Below are 20,971 nucleotides of genomic sequence, written 5' to 3'. Positions count from 1 at the left end.
AAAGATTCCTTGCGTATAGAAACGGGCTTGAATTTCAAAGTGGAACTCCGGAAGTCCGAACTTTGAGAGATCATGTCCTAAGGGAGTAGGAAAATCACAATTACAATTACAGCGCAAATCCAAATTGAGATAAAAGTTTAGTTATATTAGATATCTACAATTTCTACATTAACAATTCCTCTCGCCAGGGAGCTTTGTTTAATAAGAAATTCTAGCGTACGCTGGAAATTTCGGATCTCCCGGTATTCTAATAACCCTTCTTTAACATCCTTGCCAATATGTTGACGGTTGGCATACATCCGAATGGATTTATTTAGCGCATTTAAAGTCAAAGGTATGTCCACCAGATGTAGCAAACCAGCAGCCACCTTGGAAACATCAATAGAGAAATCATAATCACGTACGTCTTTGGGATCGACTTTCATATGTTGCCAGCCCTTCTTCAGACGCTGGGCCTTAACTTTTTTAAACATATCGTCATCCAGGTCATTAGGTAACAAGATGGTTATTTTCAGCTCCGTAATACTGAAACTATCACCGCTTTTTAGATGAAATACCTTTTCCTCCTTCTTATCCTCTAATAAGCGTTCGACCGTGCGTTCAATAAAATTTACAAAGTAACCGTATGCGAGCGCCGTTGAAGGGAGAAATCCCAGGTCAAAGGTTTTCTCTTTACCGGTAATTTGTTTCCGGATATCTGCAACTACCGCTTTAACAGACGCTTCATTTTTCGGCTCAATAAAAGGCAGGGTAAGGCCTAAAAGATCGCTCGGGAGTTTGGTGTTTGCCTCTATCATATAAAACACGCGGGAGCGGCCGAGGCCGCCAGCGAATAAGCCAAACTCAAACAACACATTATCTCGTGCGCCTTTACTTCGCTTTTTACGGGATGTGATAACGTCGTCACCAGTGGCTATCATGATAGCATAATCGTAAAACGCGATCTGGCTGATGAGATTATCAAAGTTACTTTTGCCATTTTCAAAAGCTACCGTCCATAGGGTAATCTCAGCCATATCTGTTAACTCAGCTTCCACCAATTGGGCTACGGATAGACCTTCCTTTGATGACCCTATAAATATATTGGGTTTAAATTCCATAAGTTTAAAGTTTGCGATGTTCGACGAATGGGTGTTCCCATTTGCCGCTGATTAAATAAATTTCGTAGTACAAAAACCATTTATGGGTCCAAGGTATGATGGTATCGAAAAGCCGTGAGTGCTCTGTCCAACTGTGATCTGGTGGGTAATACAAGCAAAGCCTGTGATCATCCGAGTACATGTGAATATCATCTTTATAAGCGATCTCAGGTTCTGTAACATAAACCTTAGGCACGCTTTTCGGATCGTAAACAACCTTGTAATGATAGGTTATCGAATATTCCGTCGGCTGGCAATAACCATAAACATACAGAACGCCGCCTACCAGCTTTGCTGACAAAAACCCATAATGTTTTCGCAGCAAAGCCATTTCCAGACGCAGCAAGTGCGCCGGGTTAAGGCGGCGCTCTGGTATGAGATTTTTAACCGCCATAATTCCGGTTATACTGAGGTGTAACGCCTGAAGAATGATTAAACTGCCCTGTATAACCCAATAAACTGGTGGAACCGGCCGCCGCATATAAAGCCCTGGCTTTTTGATCGGTATCTTCGTCAGCTCCGTCTGGAAAACGATCACCCAAGTATTTCTGCCAAATACGGGATGATTTTAACTGGTTAGGCTCATCCAGTGCCTTTTTGGCATCGGCGACAAATTTGTCCAATTCCGTTTTAAAACGCGTTTTCTGATCGGCACTCATCTTTGCCGTCAAGTCGTCGTAAGGTTCAACAGGCGCATAGCAGGTAACGCTAAAAAACACAGCTGATTGAATTGCTTTCAATAAATTATATAAACATTCATCATCCCTGTCTTTTACTGCCGAAAAATTCTTGGCAGCCCACACAGCGAGCGCAATGCCGCTCGGCATTTTGCAGCTGCATTTAGAAGCCCAGGCTTTTAGATCTTTCACCATACGGATAAGCTGCCCGTCCTCATCCTTGTACCCTTCAAACCAAGTAATCATATGCCAGGGGTCATCTTTAATCCAGCCATTGCCTTTTACAGCCATGTAGGCATAGTCTTCGCCTTTAACCGAATAATAAACCGGAAAGTCAATATTATACGCGCCCCGGTAAAACACACGTATACATTTTTTGCGATGTTCGGCACCATCGGCCGTATGCTCGCACACAGCCTCATAAACGTACCTCTGCACCGTTTCCGCGCTTACAGCTGGTTTTTCCGGTAAATAAACACCTCGGTCAGCGTCGTAAGTACCGTTTTCTTTAATAATAATCGTGCGCATTTTATGCGCACCCGAACCTTGTGTGTAATAGGTCGGTGTCATGCCCAGTTTTTCCTGGAGTTTCGCAGTGATCTTTTTCTCCAGAGCTTGTCTGGAGTTTTTCATTCGTTGCATTTCATCTGCGTTCGGTGTGACCGTTTTTGTAAAGTCGCCGAACAATTTGTTACAATTCGCCATGTTGTGAATTAATGGAGATTACTAATTACCGGGTTGGAGCATGTCCGGGACAAACATGGCATCAGGCTATAATTGTGCAGCAGGGATGGTTGTAAAGATTTACTTGATAAAAGTCTGACTTTTGATATCTTTACAACGTTAACGCAATTAACGTCCCAGCGTCACATAGTATCTACCGGGGTTGAAGACCGGTTCCTGATTACTTGAGACACATTGACCTGCAGGCCGCAAACCCCGCAGGTTTTTTTATTAATTAAGCCTTGCGGCTTGTTCTTTTTTTAATTCTGCCATAAACTCAAAATACATTTTGTTGTTAATGGTCGCAATATTGAAATCCTCCAGTGAATACACCGGAACTTTTAAAGCTGTACACAGCGCACGCACAAAAACATCATCTTCATTAGCTACCAAGATCGCATGCTCCGACAGGCAAAAATGCAAGAGCATTAATAATGAACGCCCTGCACGGCGATGAACAACCTGGTGCTCCAGTATAAAATCCATCGGTATTTCCTGCTCTTTTATCGTGATGATGCCCCGCGCTGCTATTTCTCTTAGCTGCTGCCAATAAACCGGCGAGTAATCAGCTTCTTTCAGTGCGGGTATCAGTACATTTACGCCAGTAGCAGCTATCCGGCTTAGAACTTGCAACCGGTGCAGCAAAATAAGGTCGTCGAGGTGATAAAAGACAAACATGGCGCTTAGATTAAATTTAATTTTTGGTTTCCAAATTTGTCATTAATCTGGTCCAATGGGACATGCATCAATTGCGCCACCATTTCCCTTGAAATACGTTGTTCAGATAGTGCACGGTTGACCAAACGGTTTAGCCGCGTAGGCTCTTCTTTTGATTTAGTAAAAATTCCAAAATCTTCCTGGGCAATTCTCCAACCGTTATAATGCTCTATCCATTCCCGGCAGGTGTCGTAATTAATCAACCCTATTTCTGACGCCCGGTAAATAATACTCATAATAGACAAGCCATAAACCTCCTTCAGTTCCCGAAGTTCAGCTAAAGAAATACTGATCCGCTGACTACCTAAAAAATCTATTAAGGCTGTTGCTGGCAATAAAAATGCTGAGGCGAAGCGATTACAAATTTTTTCTGCCAAGTCTTTAGTGACACTATCGTCCATCCTTAACAAGAGGTGTGCACACTCGTGGGCTATTGTAAAACGTTTACGTGTCGTCTCCCGCACGTGTTCATGCAATATATTTAATATAATAAAAGGTATCATCTGCTCATGTTCACGGATAAAGCCGCAAATACCTGGTGAATCTGTCTGACGTTCGACCGTAAGAATTTTAAAACCTTGGTCTTCCAGCAAACCGCAAATACTATCAATTGGTAAATTTTGCAACTTCCATTTTTTCCGCAGCTGTTTTGCTGCCGATTCGCCATCTTCTACTGATCTTACCAGCAAATCCGCTAACGGATTATCAAAATTAATTCCCGCATTCAAGAGGTTCTCCAATTCCATAAATCCCTGCGAGCGGCTAATCACTTCGTCGTGAATACGTTTTTTCTCACTCTCTGAGTCGGTCAGCTTCTCGCCATGGCGGAACTCGGCCAACTCCAATGTTACTTCAACCGTTTCAAAAAAACTCCACAAGTTGACCTTCAAGGCTTGCGCAATAGATAGTAACGCTTTGTTACTCGGTTGCGTAGTACCATCCTCATATTGCTGAATGCTCGCTTTTGACAAACTAACAAGATCAGCTAATTGCTGCAGCGATAACGCTTTTGATAGCCTGAATTTCTTTATATTATTGCCAATGCTCATTTTACAAATCGTATAGTCAAATATAAAAAAATAAGTTTACACTATACGATTGTGGATAACTATTTTTTCCACAACGTGTTAACAGTCCTGTTCAGGCAGTACGAATCTTTTCCTCAACTAAAGATAAGGCAGCATAAAACCCCAAATCAGGGACATTATTATGGTGTATTAAAGGCTCCCTGAATATGATTTCAAAATAATTATAACGTTCTGACGCACTGGTTAAATTGATAATATGTGATTGCTTGGGCCAATCACTAAATTGTTCGACTGTAATATCAATTAAATAGTTCTGGTTTTCCAGCCAGGCATGGGTAAAAAATCGCTCTCTATCATATGAAGCCGAAACGAGATCGAAGTCGCCAAATCCTTGTCTACCAAGTAAAATGCCTAGCAGTATAGAAGCATCCATGCAAGCTCCGCGGGGAAAATCATAAAAACCGACATAAGATTTTTTTACTTCATCATCTTCTAAAGCGTTCTTTACATTTTCAACAAAATTTAACAGGTCGACCATTTACAGAAATTTTCTAAATGCAGCTATGGTTTGATAGATGACATAGGCGATCAATATTTTCCCAAGCAGAAAGAAAAATCCGCCGACAAAACCACCGTTAACTGTATTGTTTATGTTGACCAGTCCGTTAAGACCGTTGGGTAACCAAAAGTATTGTAGAAAACCCGGCCAATCGGGTTGAACAAAGTGGAAATTGTGAGCACTGAGTGCAAACATGTAAAAGAAAACAAATCCGGTAACAATTGTAAATCCTGCTCCTGTTAGCCAACTGGTGCCGTATCGGTTAGACCATGCGTTAAGTTTTAATAAGAGCCAATCTCCGGTTTGTCTGAAATGTAAACCCTTAGCGTGCAATTCCATTTCACGGCGATAATAGGCTAAGGCAGAAATATTATTATTGATTTTTTTTGCTTCATTTTTTAGCAGCCGCGCTCCGTGCCAGTCTGTTACATAAGGTGCTAATGTGCCGCTGACTTGCAGGTTACCGGTTACAACCGCTCCATCTAAACAAATCTCTTTTATATAGACCTTTCTTATATCTACCAGACCCTTAACTAGTGCACTTTGCATATGGAGTTTTCCCTTAATAGTCTCCTGGGTGTTAATGCGGAAGATGCGTACAATAGAATTAGCGGAAATAATACTCGCTTCAAAACCAAGCGTACCCGGAAACGAAACAGCTTCTTCGGCCTGCAGGCCCGCTCCTATCCACATATTGTCGTTGACTTTCGCGCCGGTAAACCATAAACTTCCGTTGTAGACAGTATTAGTAAATGACACCGATTTTTCTAATAAACCATGAGAAAAACTCAGGTCCTGTTCAAATTTACAATGTTCGATCATCACAATCCCATTGGCTGTCACTGCTGGGAAGCGTACATGTCCGTTAAACACACTGTAATCAATATATAATTCTTTTTCGAATAAGGCTCGCGTTGCACGAAGCGTTCCAGTCAAGGTTATGTTATGCAACTGTACTTGTTGTTCGAAAGCGGTATCACTCAAATTTACATCATTCAGCAAAATGCGCTCATCGCCTCTAAAAGCACCGGCAAGCACAAACCGGCCCACTCGAGCGTCAGAAATATTTAAAAGCCCTCTTATGTGACCATGACTAATCTCCAATTTATCTTTAAAATGCGAAGAACTAAGGTCCAGGCCGTTCGGAAAATGGGTATCAAATAGAAAAACTTCCTTTTCAAAAACGGAATATTTGAATCCCGGTTTTCCTAAAGGCAACACCGACTTTAAGATAGAAAATTTGTCATGCGCCCGGGTAGAACTAAAAGAGGCTTCCCCGTTTACAACTACTTGATTGAAATTTAAGTAACCGATAAGTTCATTATAATGAAACTGAAGCCCCTCCTCAAATATTACGTTATTAAAGATAACAGGGCCTTTTATTAAACAGTCAACTATACCAAACGTTTTTTTAAATCTAAGGTTAGTTAAATACAAGCCAGGGGTTATCTTGGCACTTATTAGGTCAGTGTTTGTGCTCTGATCAAGCCCTTCAATAAGTTCAATACCCTCTATCGGATTTTCCGCTATGATCTCATATAAATTGATGTTTAATTTGATCTCACACTGTGAAAGGACATGCACATTGCGTTGTTGCCGCAGTAAGACCAGCAGATCTTCAGCTTTATGGATAACATGTCGTTTTTTTTTAAGCATGTTTAAAAATAGTGTTATTTACGGCAATTTTTCTTCAGTAGTGAATTGCCCGATCCGAATGATAGACCACACGACAACGTCGGCCAGTTCCAATGTGTATTGTTCCGGTATAAGGAAACTGTGCGCGACTTTATTACGCAAATCCATTCCCCCCTTTGCATAAATATGCCTGATCAGTTCCATATCTTTCTGGTCTAGTTTATCTGTTGGCAATTTGTCCAGCAACTCCGGGAGATAACTTTCACGCGGTTCACTGCTTTGACTATCAATGGTAGTGGTAGGAATACCGAAAGATTTTAACAGCATTCGAGCGAGCATCTCATATTTGGTGACTAACGTATCAATGCAAAGTATAAAATCGGCTTCCTGGCCTTGCAGACGGCGCGTAGCCTGTTCAACGTAATAGACCAGGGCAGGTCTAACCATCGCGTACAAATCATAGTTCTTTTCAGGATCTTGTTCTGCCTGAATAATGGTTTGGCCGATCCAGGATTTTTTAAAAAATACATCGAGGGAGGGCATATTCAACTGTCCGTTTTTGATCAATTCTTGCATGATTGCATTAACACAGGTTTGGGTATAAATTTTAAACTTCAAATGATAAGTATTCGCATCACTAAAGCGTTGGCTTCCGGCTTCGGATAAAACTTTTGGATTTTGATTGATATCGAAATTGACAAAAGTAACAGCGCGGGACAGGTCGTCATAAACACGTAAACCATCGTCAGCGCCCTGCCAAAACAATAAATCCAAATCTACCGCCAGGTTAACCAATAAATCTTCGATCGGCATGGTCAAAAAGCTTTTCTTGACGTGTTCAATTTGTCTGTATAGCAATTTACCTTGCGTTTCATTAAGTAAAGGAATTCTAACACTATTCGTTCTTCGGTTTTTCTTCAGCGTTTCATAATCCGTTGCCGCTGCCTGGTATTTAGCATCGGCTCTTGCTTTGCGAAAACAGTCCATTGCTTTAGCCATCCAAGGCATCGTTACAATACCCATGGCATCATCTTCACGTTGTAAAGCCGATGCCTGAAAGGCGTCTCCTAACTGCTCCCATAACAAAGCTTGCCGCTGACCCGTTAATACCCGATCTATTTTTATAGCCGTTTCGACAATTTCTTCATGCCTGGAACCTTTTAGCGCCGATGGAAGTTGTAAAACCTCCTGCACGTAGTTGTCAAGATCGAACGACTTGATTTTATTCTTCAGGTTCGCCAGCAAGAAATTAAGAATACTACATTTCATCCATATCGGAGCAGCAGAATTCAACAGCCGATTGACCAAGTTGATGCCTTTTGTAAACGCAGTTTCATTGTTGATAGCAGCGCTTAGTTTTAAAGCTGGTCGTATTGCATCATTCCAAATTGAAAACACTTTGTCTTCACCGCTCAACCGGTCTATAACATCTTCAGCCTGCTGCAAATAAACACTAATTGCAGTCGCACATCCCGAATAACCCCGATGTAATTGCCAAAGCAAATGCCCATAGAGTGCTTTGGTCTGCAGATTTTGCGTGATAGTCAGCCTTTGCTGGTAATAAGTTTTAGCACCTAGTTGCTTAGCCGAAGCCAATTCCCCTTCAAAATCAGTAACCAACTCGGCTTCACCATTAAGATAGAGTTTAAAAGCTACCACTTCCAACCAATATGAGGACTCATTTCCGTCTTCAAGTTTTGCCAACGCTACAAAAGACTGCATCACTTCGAAGCGGTCGTAATCTTGTTGCGGATCGTCAATCAAGAGGAAAAGCTCATCTATATTCATAATAATATGCAATATAATGTAACTAGTTAGATTTTTTTCGCGCCCTCACGATCAATATCTCAATAGCAATATAGGATTAACGTGGCAACCGGCTAATAGCACAAGACTTTATTGAAATCTAAAGTAAGTCTTGTTACTAAACTTAACTGGTAACAGAATTAGCTTTTTTGTTTAAAAATGCCCTAAGAAAAAACACATAAATGGTATAAAACAGAACACAGGAAAGCAAGTTGCAGAAATAATAATAAGAATAATCTTTTTCCGATTGGATGAAATAGGGAATTGTTGAAAATGTAGATATCACCCCGAATATAACAATGACTATTAATTCTGACCCATTTTTGAGTAACTCCCATTTATAAAACGTAATTACAAGCGGCACAAGACCAACCAAGACTGCAGATACGTTCGCATGATGATATTTAAGAGCGACAAAAGCCAAAAAAAACAATAGTGAACTCAATATGTCACAAATAATATAAAGCGGTGTTTTAGACTCGGTCATGTCTGCAGCTTTCATATCTACATACAAATGGATATAATCAATTGCAAAGTAAATGATCAATAACAAACCGATCCACAACTCGACTCCCTGCAAAAAACCTGGATGGGTACCCGAGACGCGAGCCGTCGGGTCAATCAAGGCTTGAACAATATCATAGATCATGTTACCAAAAAAAGCCGGGTAAAATAACCCATAAGTAAGTTGAGCCGCTTTTGTAGTACGGATTTCCATGATTGCTAATATTCAGGACCGTTCTGCTAAAAATTTAATCGTAGTAATGGCTAACTCGTCGTATAGCGCGATTGGATATTCATCTAATTCTAATTGCCGGTTGAGAACTTTTAAGTATTGTATTTTTTGATTCAATTCATAAGCATAGTCTATATCGGATGAAACAGATAGTGCTACCAAATTTTTAAAATAATTATGGATTAGCATGGAACGTGTCTCATTATCACTAGCAGTCTTTTCGTACTCAGTTAAGTCGGAAGTAATATTTTTTGCACCTATATTTTCCAGCAATTTTATGCGAATACAATTACAAATAATCCGCAAAAGATAGATGTTGTCACTCGTACGCTGATAATCATAAAACGCTATTATAATTAAATCAGCCCAAGTGCTTTTTCTGCCAATACGCCATAAATCATCTTCCTGATCAAGTTGGCCTTCAATTTGTAAACGGATGATATCAACATTCATAAACCCATTTTTGTATCATCAACAGGTGATGCATCAGCCCACATGCGTTCAAATTCCTGCTGATATTCTTCAAACAACCAATGCCCCTGTTTGATTTCCATTGTCGTGGTTGCCTTGCTCTGTTTTTTATAAAAGTGCGGGCCAACAAACATAACTTTATCGATACGAAAAATCATCGACGAAATAGGTGAATGAAAAAACCTAATTTCCACTTTACTGTTGCCTTTGAAAAAACGAAGCATGGTAGTTATTTTTTCCCTGAAAGCACCCTCACTTTTTAGCTCATTTTGTGCCCGGTTCTTAGAAAAAAGGCTGTCTGGATCGACCAGCATTATACGAAGGTTTACCGGGTTTTTATTTGTCTTCACTTGAAGGATATCAGAATAACTCTCAAAAAATGCACCCAGGGAATAGCCTACAATATCTAAACTGGAACTCATTTCACTGACCAGGTCGTCATATTTATCAATATCTCTTTTTTTATAAATATGTTGTAAGCCAGCATCATAAACGATATTTTGTAATTGGGCAAAAATTCTGCTAATGGAAAGTTGACGAAACAAATCTAAAAACATCACGATCGACGCCGCAATCAAAGATGTGCCTATTGATATCGATATAGTTGAATTGGATTGATCGGATGAATTGACATCCAAACAAGTGCCAGATTTGATAAGATAAGCTCCAAGCAATAAGATAATAATATTGACCAGCAGATAAATGCTATTCTTCCACAAAAATCTAAAAAACGCCATTCGCCTTAATTGTGAGTTTGGTTTCTAGAATATCCAAGATCAGCTCATGAATCTCTTTAATGCTTTTGATTTGTTGGTGCTCGTCACAGCAAGTGACTTTTACGATTGATTCATCCATTTCGAGTATCTGCTCGTATTCCTTGCGCACGGCATATTGTAATTCCAAGTCTTTTTCGTGAATATCCTCTTTGCCCTTTAAATAATTTCGCTGCTCACCTTCCCTGGCCGCATTAAGGGCACGTTGCGTAAATTCAAATGGAACCTCTAAGTAAAATGAAAGGTCAGGTTTGGGAATAGCTTGGAATTCGTATTCAAACATATTAATCCATTGGCGCAGCTTTTCTTTTTCATGCTCATCTTTTGTTTTAGCACATTGAAATGCGATATTAGATAACACGTAGCGATCTACCAATACGTAACAACCTTCAGCAAGCCAGCCTTGAATTGTTTCAGCAAACTGTTTGCGATCCTCAGCAAAAAGCAAGGCGACCAATTGGGGATGCACCGCATTTACTGCGCCGTATTCTCCTCGCAAGAAGCTAGCGATTAATTCACCGAAAATACCTTGGTTTAAACGGGGAAAATGCACGAACCTGGTAGCTTTACCTTCAGCTTCGAATTTTTTTATCAGTAAATTGATTTGCGTCGATTTACCCGACCCATCCAATCCCTCTATAGCTATAAACATACTCATGCTCTTTCTTTAAATAGCAAAAATAACATATTAATTGATATTAAAATACAAGGATGATTCTAGTAGTCGTTGGTCAATTGGCTGATGATGAAAAATAATTGCCAGCACTTCGCCTTCTCTCACAGGATCATTCAGCCTCTTGGTCAGGATCAGGCCTGACTGTCTCTCCTGGTCGATTCCAAAAAACTGATTTTGTCCCCCACCAAGCTCGAAATTTACAAAACTACCGAGCTTTTGCTGATGGATTTGGTTCAGAACTCCGCTATGCTCAGCATAAATTGATGTTTCCATATAGGAAGATGGTTGCGCATCCGCAAATAAGCGGTCGCTCTCTATTTGTTTAACTCCGTGACACGCTAGTAAAAAACGGAAATTTTTTAATACTTCACCCGTTTCAAAGAACTCGTCTGCCATTTTATAAAGATCATTTTCATCGAGTTCCGGAAAAGTTATCTTGATCAGTTGTGCGGTCATCTGGATAACGAGCGCTTTTTGTTCTGCTAATCCTGCAAGATTCAATCTCCCTGTCAAATAATTGCGTCCCCCCATTAGGTTCACGGCTTCTAAGATCTCCCAATAGTTACCTATCGCCGCACCGGTTGGTTGATTGCTAATCGTAAAACAAGATTGACAACATATATTTTGATCTTTCAGAATCGCGGCAATTGATGAAGCTAAGGCCGATGCTTCTTCCCTATCAACCAAAAATGCACCTTCACCGTATCGGACATCTAACAATAATGCATCCGCAGGAACGGCTAATTGTTTACTTGCAATACTGCTTACTATTAAGGGAAAAGAATTGACGGTATGAGTAAGGCTTCGAAAAGGATATAAAAAATCATCAGCAGGATTGTAGTTAGCGCCTGTTACGGTCATTGAAATCCCGCACTTGACAAGCATTTTTACTGTCTCTTCCCCCTGTTCGGGAAATTTAAAACCCTTTATAGCGCTTAGCTTATCCCAAGTGCCACCCGTGAAAGCTAAGGAACGGCCAATTGTAAAAGGTGAGATAATTGGAATTTGACGGGCGAAAGCCATTAACAGACTCGGCATGATCAAAGCAATTTTTTCAGAAAGTGCGCCGGTTGGATAGCGTCGAATTACTTTTTTGTATCCGAGCCGGTTCATGCCACGGTAATCATATGTATTGCCAGAGTGCCACATTGCCAAAGTCATGGTCGAAATAGAACCTTCAGTCAATCCTTTGTATTTAATGACGCTGAGTAAAACTGCAAGTTTTTCACGATCAACTGTATCCGCGCAAATCTCTTTTATTAGTGGCTGCCAATCCTTTTCGCTAATGAATTCTCCAAGAAAAATCTTTTTGGTCAACCCCTCATTGAATAGCTCCTTGTCAGTTAATATTTTCGATGTAAAAGCTTCTTCAGTTGTTGACAGCTCTCCTCTTAAGTAAAGTTGAGCGGCCACGGCTGTTAATTGAAAATCTTTTATATTAGGTATGGCAAATAGCTTATTAAGCGCGGGCTCCGAAATTGTTTTGCCTTGATCTATCGCACGGAAGACTTCGAAAAGTTCTGTCATCAGAATTAAAGTAAATTTCGTTCTATCAATAATCGGTGTAAACGTTCAGCGGAACTCTCGGGTGAATCAAATACTTGATCGAAAACCACCAATTCAACATTGGCTTCTCTACAATAACGTTGGGCTGCAAGTAAAAAAGGAGCCTGACTGTCAAAGCATTGGTTAAGAAATTCAACATCCTGATCAAGGTTACGATTACGAACACTTAAAAACCGCTCCCAGGTTTTACGGTCAATGTGAAAAAATATAATAGCATTTGCGTCCGGTAATGTTTCATAATCTTTTTTTGCAATAGCGATCATCTCTGCGGCATAAGGATCTATAGTTTCATCAAACAACCATCTTAAGCTTTCTTCATGCATGTAGAGATAAAATAATTTATCGTAATAAGAATCGGCGAAAACAACTTCCCTATTTCCCCGTAAACAGTCCGCCTGGTATAGTTGAGGCACTCGTTGTGCACGAAACCACATGATCGCAGTAAAATTACCCGACAAATCTCTTTGTCGAACTGCGTCACCCCAATCAGGCTCTTCCGGTTCATGGAATACCTTCTTACCTGATAACTGGCCTAATGCCTCAGTAACGCTCGATTTACCGCTTCCCGGTATCCCGAATGCAACAATAATTTTCCCCTGTGTCTCCAATGAAATTGTGTTTTTCCAAATATCTGCACTTGCTGTGACAATTTATAACGCCCATGAAATATATTACAACTTTTGATAGGCCAATTTGATCGGTTTCATCAAGGAAATGCAGGTGCGTTTTTTGAGGAAACTCGAAATTGCTAATGCCCATTCAAATATCTTCTTTGTCCGATGAGTATTGAGTCTTGCGGAGCAGTGAATCCAAAACCGTCGAAAAGCTAGATGATCATTTCGGCAACAATGGTTGTGCTACTTTCCAATATTTCTTCCATTGTATAATTTACACCTAGATGCACAGTCAGTACTATCGTTGTAAATCGTGCCGACGTTCTTGGTTATCTACTCTTAGCGTACGGTTAGCGGCCTGATTTAAGATTAATTCAACCTCGACGCCTTCCTTGTACAAATGATTTTCCATGAGGCGCTCCAGAAATGTATACGCATCCGTCACCAGGTAAACGGGAGAGGTATAAAAAGCGAGGATAGTACCACTGGAGACTGCTGTGCTACGATACTAAATCTGCTATTGATGTCATACCAGTCTTCAGGTAAAGCTTTAAAATCAATAAATTGTTCTTTTTGATAAAACCGCCAAAGCTACTTTCGTGAGGCAATTTCAGATTCTAACTGAATAAACCCATTTGCAGGAAAGATTCGATCATCTTCTGTTCTATTTTTGGGTATCTATGGAAAGGTCCAGTTGAGGCTAACTTTCGAACGCTCAATTAGAACGATGCATTCATTGGTAGTGGCTATTTTTCGCGGAACGTTTGGTATAACGCGTATTTCCCAGTACTCACGACTTTTAATCCTTGATGATGCCCCTTCTGCTGGCCACATAATCGTGGCCCGTGCTATCCTTAGGAAAATTAACAAGAATATCAACAGCTGGATCAGCTTACTACAATAGCTGATCTTTAATTTCATCGGCTTTATAACTTTTAAGCGTAGCTCCTAAACAACCAGTCCCAACAAAACGATTTTCTTCCTCTATAACACCTATAATAATAAATCCGCTATCCTGGATATTTGACATCGCTAGTATATCTTTCGCGAACATTTTGACATCCCAAACCATATCAGCTTAAAAATCCAAATTCTGTGTTTCGGCCTGGCTTTCTATAAATTATTCTAATTCCTTAGTCGTCATACGGTTTATCGATAGAATTAAGGAGTTTAAAGCAAGAATTACATACGTGCTGTTAGTCGGTCGATGGCACGGTCAAGCACCTTTTCGCCTTCTTCTTCAACGGCCTTGGCGTGAGCGAGGATTTGGACTTTGAGATCTTTATAGAATTGGGCGCCGGTTTTTTGGATCTTTTCATCGATTTTGGGGAGCATTTGCGGGCGAAAACTGAGCCGGAAGCGCGGATCTTTTTTCCTCAGCTCCAGCATTTCGGGCGCTCGTTTGCGTATGGCCGAAAAGAAGAATTTCCGGTCCATATCGCTGGCGAATTCCATCATATGCTTGAAATGGAGCATTGCTTTGGTGGGTTTAGTTGGTATGGTGACCAGCTCGGTTTCCACAACGGTAGTAGCAATGCCCAGATGCGCTTCAATACGTGCGAGGCGCGCAATAATCTCGTCTAACTTTGCATCCAAGTCCATGCCTAAAGATACAGAATTTATAAACCCATTTTATCCGTTATCCATCTTAATAGAGCGTTGGTAAGTTTGTTGAGGAAGACGGGGATTTCTTTTTTGCGGTTGGTGATGTCGGTGAATTTGTGGTAGGATTCTTTGAGGTCGACCTGGAAGATGGTTTCCCAGAGGGTGATGAGTTCGGCGATGTCGATGTTGCCGTTGTTGATGGCGCCTGAGGCTTTGAGGGCGTAGATGAGTTCGACGGCGTCGACTTTGGCGGCGGTCCAGTTGGGTAATTTGAAGGGCAGGAAGATTTTCCAGTCGGTGATGCCGGTGTGCAGTTTGGCCATTTCAAGGTTAAGGTAATCCTGGAAGCGTTCGTTGGCGATGATCTTGGAGAGTTTGTAGTCGTGGCTGGTGGAGTATTGCTCATCTTCCTCGAAGTCTTCGAGCTCGAGGTGCACGTCGAAGCCGCCACGGGTGTAATAGGCCTGGTCCAGTTGGGTCATGCCGGAACGGTAATAGGCATAAAAGGCCCGGTTATGGTCGAAAAAGGTCTTGATCTCGTGCTGGTGCATGTGGATATAGTCGGTCTGGATGCGCTCGTTGCCGGCAGGTTTTTGCATGTGGTAGTTGTAGATGTTGATGTAATAGATGTATTTGCTGTAAAACTGCGGCTTGACGGTCTTGAAGAAATGGATCTCTTCTTCGGTGCTTTCAAAAGCATAGCTGGCCATGTAGTTTTTGAGTTTGCTCATGGCTTTTTTGCAAATAAGGATGGAGGCTTTGTATTGCCCGGTAAGGGTTTCGCCGTTCCCGGAAATTTCAGCCAACTGGTTTTCTAAAGCTTGTAAAAAGCGTTCGGTAATGTTTTTCATGGTATGAGTATAAAATTGTTAGCACTCATACGCGGGACCTGCCGTACTATACAGGATCGGCTCTGGCGGGCCAGGCATAGCACAAACAAGCCCGCGCGTATCAGCGGACGGATGTGCTCCCAGCCTGTAAAATTTACCAGATTTTTCCTGTTTGGGAGGTGTGGTGATAAAAAAAGCGGGCGGCTGCTCCGTCAGCCGCTGCGCTCACTAAAAACTATTAACTGATCCTACTTCTACCGAAGCGGATCGTAAAGAACGAGGAGGTAGGTAATGTTTTATCTCGATAACTGATGGATTATTTCCTCAACTGTTTTTTCCAAATCATAACCCGGCTGCCAGCCCCATTCATGCCGGGCATGGCGGTCGTCCAGCCCGAAGGGCCAGCTTTCGGCGATCACTTGCCGGAAATCCGGGCGGTAAGCCATCTTAAAGGCCGGTAAATGCGCCTGTATCGCTTTTTCCAGTTGCGAGGGATTAAAGCTCATGGCCGCGATATTATAGGAGGTCCGGATCGTTAACGGATCCGCGGGCGCCTCCATCAAACTGATCGCTGCCTGAACAGCGTCCGCCATATACATCATGGGCAGTGGGGTATGCGGTTTGAGGTAACAGGTATACGCCCGTTTTTCGATGGCTGCCGGGAAAACTTCGACGGCATAATCCGTGGTGCCGCCACCGGCTTTAGCCGTATAGCTGATCAGGCCCGGATAACGCACGCTACGCACATCCACCCCATATTGTTCAAAATAGTATTTGCACCAGTTCTCCCCTGCCGCCTTGCTGATGCCATAAACCGTTTTCGGCTGCGTCACGCTATGCTGTGAACAAACCGCCTTACCGACATGATCGCCGAATACGGCGATACTGCTCGGCCAGAACACTTTCAGGTTATCAATCTTGGCGGCATCCAATACGTTCAGCAAACCCTGCATATTCAATTCCCAGGCCCGTAGCGGCTGTTTTTCGGCGACGGCCGACAGGGCCGCCGCCAGGTGGTAGATCTCGGTAATTTTTTCCTTTTGCACCAGTGCCATGAGCGCGGTCTTATCCAGCACGTCCAGTTCACGAATGTCCGTGGCAATGACCTGGTCTGCTCCATAGCGCTCCTGCAAGGCAACGGTCAGTTCCGTGCCGATCTGGCCCTTTGCGCCGGTGATCAGGATTTTCTTCATGGAATGACCTCCAGTAGTTGACCAACTTTCGTAAAGGCGGCAATAGCCCTATCTAAATGCTGCTGTTCATGCGCAGCCGATAACTGCACCCGGATGCGGGCCTTGCCTTGCGGCACGACCGGGTAGTAAAAGCCGATGACATAAATATCCTCGTCAAGCATTTTGGCGGCAAATTCTTGCGCCAGCTGGGCATCATACAACATCACGGGTACGATGGGGTGCACACCGGGCTTGATAGCAAAACCCGCGGCAGTCATCTGCTCCCTGAAATAGCGGGTATTCCATTCCAGCTGATCCCTTAACTGACTACTGCTTTGTAACAGGTCCAGTACCGCGATCGAGCCGCCTACAATAGCTGGCGCTAAGCTATTGCTGAACAGGTACGGCCTGGAGCGCTGGCGGAGCAGCTCGATGATTTCTTTTTTACCCGAAGTAAAACCACCTGAGGCACCACCTAAGGCTTTGCCTAAAGTGCCGGTAATGATATCTACACGGCCCATCACGTTATGGTATTCATGCGTACCACGTCCGGTCTTGCCCATAAAGCCCGAGCAATGGCTTTCATCAATCATCACTAAAGCCTTATACTGATCAGCCAAATCACAAATTTTATCCAGTTGGGCGATCGTACCATCCATGCTAAAAGCGCCGTCTGTCACAATGATGCGGTGACGGCAGCCCTGGGCAGCTTTCAATTTTTCCTCAAGATCGGCCATATCATCATGCTGATAACGCTGCCGCTGGGCTTTACACAGGCGCACCCCATCAATAATCGAAGCATGGTTCAACTCGTCGGAAATGATCGCATCCTGCTCGTTAAACAAAGGTTCAAATACGCCCCCATTCGCATCAAAGGCCGCGGCATACAAAATGGTATCCTCGGTACCTAAAAATTCGCTGAGCTTTTGTTCCAGTTGTTTATGGATATCCTGCGTACCGCAGATAAAACGTACCGACGACAGGCCATAGCCGTGTGTTGCCATAGCCGCCTGGGCAGCGATGACAATGTCTGAATGATTAGATAACCCCAGGTAATTATTGGCGCAAAAGTTCAGCACGGTTTTCCCGTTCACCGTGATCTCCGCACCCTGCGGCGAGGTAATGATCCGTTCCCGTTTATAGAGCCCGTCCTTTTCTATTCCGGCCAGTTCCCGTTCCAATACCGGTTGTAATGTTTCGTACATGGACTAAAAATGGGTGCTTTTGCAGGTATTTCATCAGCTTATTTTTGTTTCGGTAAATGCTGCTGTGCAGCGATTACCCCGCAGCATTTTTTTCTGTAAAAACCGCTTTCGGCAAGATCAGCGGGCCATAGCTCTTGCATTCCTTCATCACAAAACTGCTTTCCACATGCTCCACATTGGCCTGGGCGCAAATGCGTTCCATCAGGAACACGTAATAATCCTGTGGTGTCGCTGCCGTCACATGGAGGATAAAATCCCAGCCGCCGGACACATGCAGACAAAACTGCACTTCCGCCATATCGACGGCGATCTGCTCGAAGTCCCGCAGGAGCGCCTGGGTCTGCCGTTTTAATTTGACATGGACGATCACCAGCACCGGCTGCCCGACCAGTGCCCGGTCAAGCAGCGCGACCTGTGCTTTCACATAACCCTCCTGGCGCAGCCGTTTTAACCGCTCATGGACCGGGCTTGGCGAACGGTTGACCAGTTTCGCCAGCCTGGCTAAATCCATGGAAGCATCCTCCTGCAGGATACCCAGCAACTTTAAATCAATCTCATCGGGTTTGCCGTTTATCATAGTTGGTTACTTGTAAATTGATAATGACCACCCCTTACCTCCCTATCGGGTTGATGAGGCAGCCGGATCGTTGCCGTACAGCTATCCGGTATTTGGATATCGAAATGATATTTTCCGCCACGGATTTTCCAGTTCGATACAATCGTCCCATAAGCCGTTTTCAAACTGCCTTTGGCCCAGGTGAGCCCGCCACCGGGTTTAGGGGCGATCAGGATCTTTTGATAACCCGGTGATAGTGGCCGGATGCCGGCAATATTTTCATAGAGCCATTGCCCCACCGAGCCGAAGCTGTAATGGTTCAGCGACGCAGGCTGGATGGAACCGTCCGGACGGATCGCGTCCCATTTCTCCCAAAGCGTTGTCGCTCCCCGATCTACCATATACAGCCAGGAAGGCACATCTTCCTGTAGCAAGACTTGATAGGCCAGGTCCGTATAGCCATTCGCGGATAAAACCTCCAGCAAATGCGGTGTGCCCAGAAAGCCGGTCGCTAAATGATTGTGATTGGCCTTGACCAGTTCGGCGAGTTTACCCGCATCAGAACCCGGCAAAAGGCCGGTATAGATACCCAGCACATAAGCCGTCTGGGTTTGCGGCATATGATCACCAAAAGTCTTTTCAAAAACGGCCTTTATTTTGGCACTTAATTCATCGTTTGATGGATAACCCAATAACCTTGCTGTTTTTTGCAAAATAACGGCACTCCGGTACCAGCAGCACAGGTCGATATAGTTGATATCCGTTTCCGGACCTGCCGCATACCAATCCCCAAAACCGCCTATATGACCATCATGCCGGGTGACATAATCCACCCAGGCTTTCATGCTTTTATACTGCTCTTTTAAGATACCTGTATCGCCATACCGTTCATAGAGCGTCCAGGGTGTCCAGACCGCGGCATCGCTCCAGCCAGCCGCCACAAAGTCCCTTTTCATGTAATTCACATAAGGGATCGTGACCGGAACACTCCCATCACTATTTTGATCAGTTGCCAGATCGCGGAGCCACTTGCGATAAAAATCTTTCACATCCATCAAATAGCTCGCCGTCGCACAAAACGCATCCGCATCCTGTGTCCAGCCCAAACGCTCACTCCGTTGCGGGCAATCCGTGGGAATATCGAGGATATTGCTTTTCATACTCCACTCAATATTGTGCTGCAACTGGTTAAGCTTCGCATTCGAACAGGAAAAACTACCCGTAACCGGCAGATCACTATACAGTGCTACCGCCATCAAACCCAACCCCGAAACATCCAGCATCTTATTGCCCCGTTTCCATTCTACCTGGGCATAGCGAAACCCATGATACGTAAAATGTGGCGCCAGCACCTGTGCCTGGCCATTTAAAATATACGTATCCGTTGCTTTCGCCTCCCGCAGGTTACCCATATATAATTGCCCTGAACGATCCAACACTTCCCCATGCCGGATCCGCAGCGTATCCCCAGGCTGTCCCTTGATCCGCAATCTCACGAAACCGGCCAGGTTCTGATGAAAATCAAACAATCTTTCTCCCAGGAATTTACCCTTAAACTGTTCATGCGCACGAACCGGCGGTATTCCCGCAGGTACCAAATTTCCCTTATTAAGAGCCGCCACCACAACCGGTTTAAAATCAGTCGAAACCGAACGGGTATCTAAAAACTCGCCATCATACATGCTGCTTTGCAAAGGCGAAACAGCATACTTCCAACTCCAATCACTGGCAATCGTATCCCTGCTGCCATCCCGGTAGGTGATCACCAAGGCGCATAACAAACTGATGTCGCTTCCGAAATTATCTACCTGCCTCCCAAACATCCCGCTGTACCAGCCGCGACCGATCAGCACCTCCAATCGGTTCTCTTTAGTCAGCATCGAAGTCACATCCAGCGAATCATATTGAAGTCGCCTCCCATAAGATGTGAAACCCGGGCGTAAATAGGTATCCCCGATCTTTTTGCCGTTTAGGCTTGCTTCGTACAGGCCTTGGACAGTAACTAATAGGGTTCCTGACCGAACCGGCTTTACTGCCGAAACCACTTTTTGAAATATAATGACCTGGTTGGGTACACTTGCTTCAGCATTGATCCAATAGGCTTTACGCAGAGAAATGGGCTGTCCAAATGCGGACAGCCCAAATAAAATCATTCCTATGCAAACCACCAGCTTATTCATGCTCCGGTCTGATTTCCTTTATATAAACTCCCTGCAAAGCAAGTTCATTCCTGATCTCACTCAGATCGACTTCATTTTTAGCACGCAGCATCAGAACCACCGGTCCGAAAGGATCGGCTGCTTTGAATACTCTTATCTCCGATAAAACTGGTAAAACATCTTCCTGCACATTCGCCTCCGCACGATACGTTCGGTATTCGGAGCTTTTATCAATAAGATCCTTTAATGCGCTGCAACCAGTTATTAACCCACAAAAAAGGCAAAGGCATAGCCCGGGTAACCCCAAAATTTCTCTTTTCATGC

At 43.4% G+C, this 20,971-nt stretch carries 22 protein-coding genes; all 22 read right to left on the bottom strand.

What is annotated here, in order from left to right; genetic code table 11:
• Positions 1 to 146: 146 nt before the first annotated feature.
• A complete protein-coding gene (locus I5M19_RS08455; protein ID WP_200065768.1) occupies positions 147 to 1,100 on the bottom strand; it encodes an STING domain-containing protein in 954 nt (317 codons plus the stop codon).
• A gap of 4 nt (positions 1,101 to 1,104) precedes the next feature.
• Positions 1,105 to 1,533 (bottom strand): hypothetical protein, encoded by a 429-nt coding sequence (locus tag I5M19_RS08450; protein WP_200065767.1) that lies wholly within the window; start codon positions 1,531 to 1,533, stop codon positions 1,105 to 1,107.
• Positions 1,523 to 2,521, bottom strand: coding sequence for a CBASS cGAMP synthase (locus I5M19_RS08445; RefSeq protein ID WP_200065766.1), 999 nt, complete (start codon positions 2,519 to 2,521; stop codon positions 1,523 to 1,525). The genes I5M19_RS08450 and I5M19_RS08445 overlap by 11 nt, the downstream gene beginning before the upstream one ends.
• 249 nt (positions 2,522 to 2,770) lie before the next feature.
• Positions 2,771 to 3,217 carry a hypothetical protein gene (locus tag I5M19_RS08440; protein ID WP_200065765.1) on the bottom strand — a complete coding sequence of 149 codons (447 nt, stop codon included), beginning with the start codon at positions 3,215 to 3,217 and terminating at the stop codon, positions 2,771 to 2,773.
• Positions 3,218 to 3,222: 5 nt separating this feature from the next.
• Positions 3,223 to 4,305 (bottom strand): helix-turn-helix domain-containing protein, encoded by a 1,083-nt coding sequence (locus I5M19_RS08435; RefSeq protein WP_200065764.1) that lies wholly within the window; start codon positions 4,303 to 4,305, stop codon positions 3,223 to 3,225.
• 91 nt (positions 4,306 to 4,396) lie between these two features.
• On the bottom strand, positions 4,397 to 4,822 hold the full coding sequence (locus tag I5M19_RS08430; RefSeq protein WP_200065763.1) for a hypothetical protein: 426 nt from the start codon (positions 4,820 to 4,822) through the stop codon (positions 4,397 to 4,399).
• Complete coding sequence (locus I5M19_RS08425; RefSeq protein WP_200065762.1) at positions 4,823 to 6,499, bottom strand: hypothetical protein; 1,677 nt, start codon at positions 6,497 to 6,499, stop codon at positions 4,823 to 4,825.
• An 18-nt stretch (positions 6,500 to 6,517) separates the two neighbouring features.
• Positions 6,518 to 8,266 carry a DUF4209 domain-containing protein gene (locus I5M19_RS08420; protein WP_200065761.1) on the bottom strand — a complete coding sequence of 583 codons (1,749 nt, stop codon included), beginning with the start codon at positions 8,264 to 8,266 and terminating at the stop codon, positions 6,518 to 6,520.
• Between the two features lie 142 nt (positions 8,267 to 8,408).
• Positions 8,409 to 9,002, bottom strand: a complete 594-nt coding sequence (locus I5M19_RS08415) for a hypothetical protein (protein WP_200065760.1) — start codon at positions 9,000 to 9,002, stop codon at positions 8,409 to 8,411.
• A gap of 12 nt (positions 9,003 to 9,014) precedes the next feature.
• Positions 9,015 to 9,473, bottom strand: a complete 459-nt coding sequence (locus I5M19_RS08410; RefSeq protein ID WP_200065759.1) for a hypothetical protein — start codon at positions 9,471 to 9,473, stop codon at positions 9,015 to 9,017.
• Complete coding sequence (locus I5M19_RS08405; protein WP_200065758.1) at positions 9,470 to 10,228, bottom strand: hypothetical protein; 759 nt, start codon at positions 10,226 to 10,228, stop codon at positions 9,470 to 9,472. Before I5M19_RS08405 ends, I5M19_RS08410 begins: the two co-directional genes overlap by 4 nt.
• A complete protein-coding gene (gene tmk / locus I5M19_RS08400; RefSeq protein ID WP_200065757.1) occupies positions 10,215 to 10,922 on the bottom strand; it encodes a dTMP kinase in 708 nt (235 codons plus the stop codon). Before tmk ends, I5M19_RS08405 begins: the two co-directional genes overlap by 14 nt.
• A gap of 30 nt (positions 10,923 to 10,952) precedes the next feature.
• Entirely contained in the window at positions 10,953 to 12,467 is a 1,515-nt protein-coding gene (locus tag I5M19_RS08395; protein WP_200065756.1) for a hypothetical protein, read from the bottom strand.
• 5 nt (positions 12,468 to 12,472) lie between these two features.
• Positions 12,473 to 13,114, bottom strand: coding sequence for a hypothetical protein (locus I5M19_RS08390; RefSeq protein ID WP_200065755.1), 642 nt, complete (start codon positions 13,112 to 13,114; stop codon positions 12,473 to 12,475).
• Between the two features lie 901 nt (positions 13,115 to 14,015).
• Positions 14,016 to 14,150: a hypothetical protein gene (locus I5M19_RS18720; protein WP_262895492.1), complete on the bottom strand. Its 135-nt coding sequence runs from the start codon at positions 14,148 to 14,150 to the stop codon at positions 14,016 to 14,018.
• Positions 14,151 to 14,302: 152 nt separating this feature from the next.
• A complete protein-coding gene (locus tag I5M19_RS08385) occupies positions 14,303 to 14,722 on the bottom strand; it encodes a hypothetical protein (protein ID WP_200065754.1) in 420 nt (139 codons plus the stop codon).
• A 17-nt stretch (positions 14,723 to 14,739) separates the two neighbouring features.
• Positions 14,740 to 15,576: an RteC domain-containing protein gene (locus I5M19_RS08380; protein ID WP_200065753.1), complete on the bottom strand. Its 837-nt coding sequence runs from the start codon at positions 15,574 to 15,576 to the stop codon at positions 14,740 to 14,742.
• Positions 15,577 to 15,851: 275 nt separating this feature from the next.
• Complete coding sequence (locus I5M19_RS08375) at positions 15,852 to 16,748, bottom strand: NAD-dependent epimerase/dehydratase family protein (protein ID WP_200065752.1); 897 nt, start codon at positions 16,746 to 16,748, stop codon at positions 15,852 to 15,854.
• Positions 16,745 to 17,932 carry a glycine C-acetyltransferase gene (gene kbl / locus I5M19_RS08370; RefSeq protein ID WP_200065751.1) on the bottom strand — a complete coding sequence of 396 codons (1,188 nt, stop codon included), beginning with the start codon at positions 17,930 to 17,932 and terminating at the stop codon, positions 16,745 to 16,747. Before kbl ends, I5M19_RS08375 begins: the two co-directional genes overlap by 4 nt.
• Before the next feature lie 73 nt (positions 17,933 to 18,005).
• Complete coding sequence (locus I5M19_RS08365) at positions 18,006 to 18,509, bottom strand: Lrp/AsnC family transcriptional regulator (protein ID WP_200065750.1); 504 nt, start codon at positions 18,507 to 18,509, stop codon at positions 18,006 to 18,008.
• The gene (locus tag I5M19_RS08360; RefSeq protein WP_200065749.1) at positions 18,506 to 20,668 is read right to left on the bottom strand and encodes a family 78 glycoside hydrolase catalytic domain; all 2,163 of its coding nucleotides are present in this window, start codon (positions 20,666 to 20,668) and stop codon (positions 18,506 to 18,508) included. Before I5M19_RS08360 ends, I5M19_RS08365 begins: the two co-directional genes overlap by 4 nt.
• On the bottom strand, positions 20,661 to 20,969 hold the full coding sequence (locus I5M19_RS08355; RefSeq protein WP_200065748.1) for a hypothetical protein: 309 nt from the start codon (positions 20,967 to 20,969) through the stop codon (positions 20,661 to 20,663). Before I5M19_RS08355 ends, I5M19_RS08360 begins: the two co-directional genes overlap by 8 nt.
• Positions 20,970 to 20,971: the final 2 nt, after the last annotated feature.

The organism is Mucilaginibacter segetis (assembly GCF_016522075.1).
GTDB classification, from domain to species: Bacteria; Bacteroidota; Bacteroidia; order Sphingobacteriales; family Sphingobacteriaceae; genus Mucilaginibacter; species Mucilaginibacter segetis.
The sequence above is the reverse complement of the archived record's forward strand: the minus strand, read 5'-3'. Positions and strand labels throughout refer to the sequence as shown.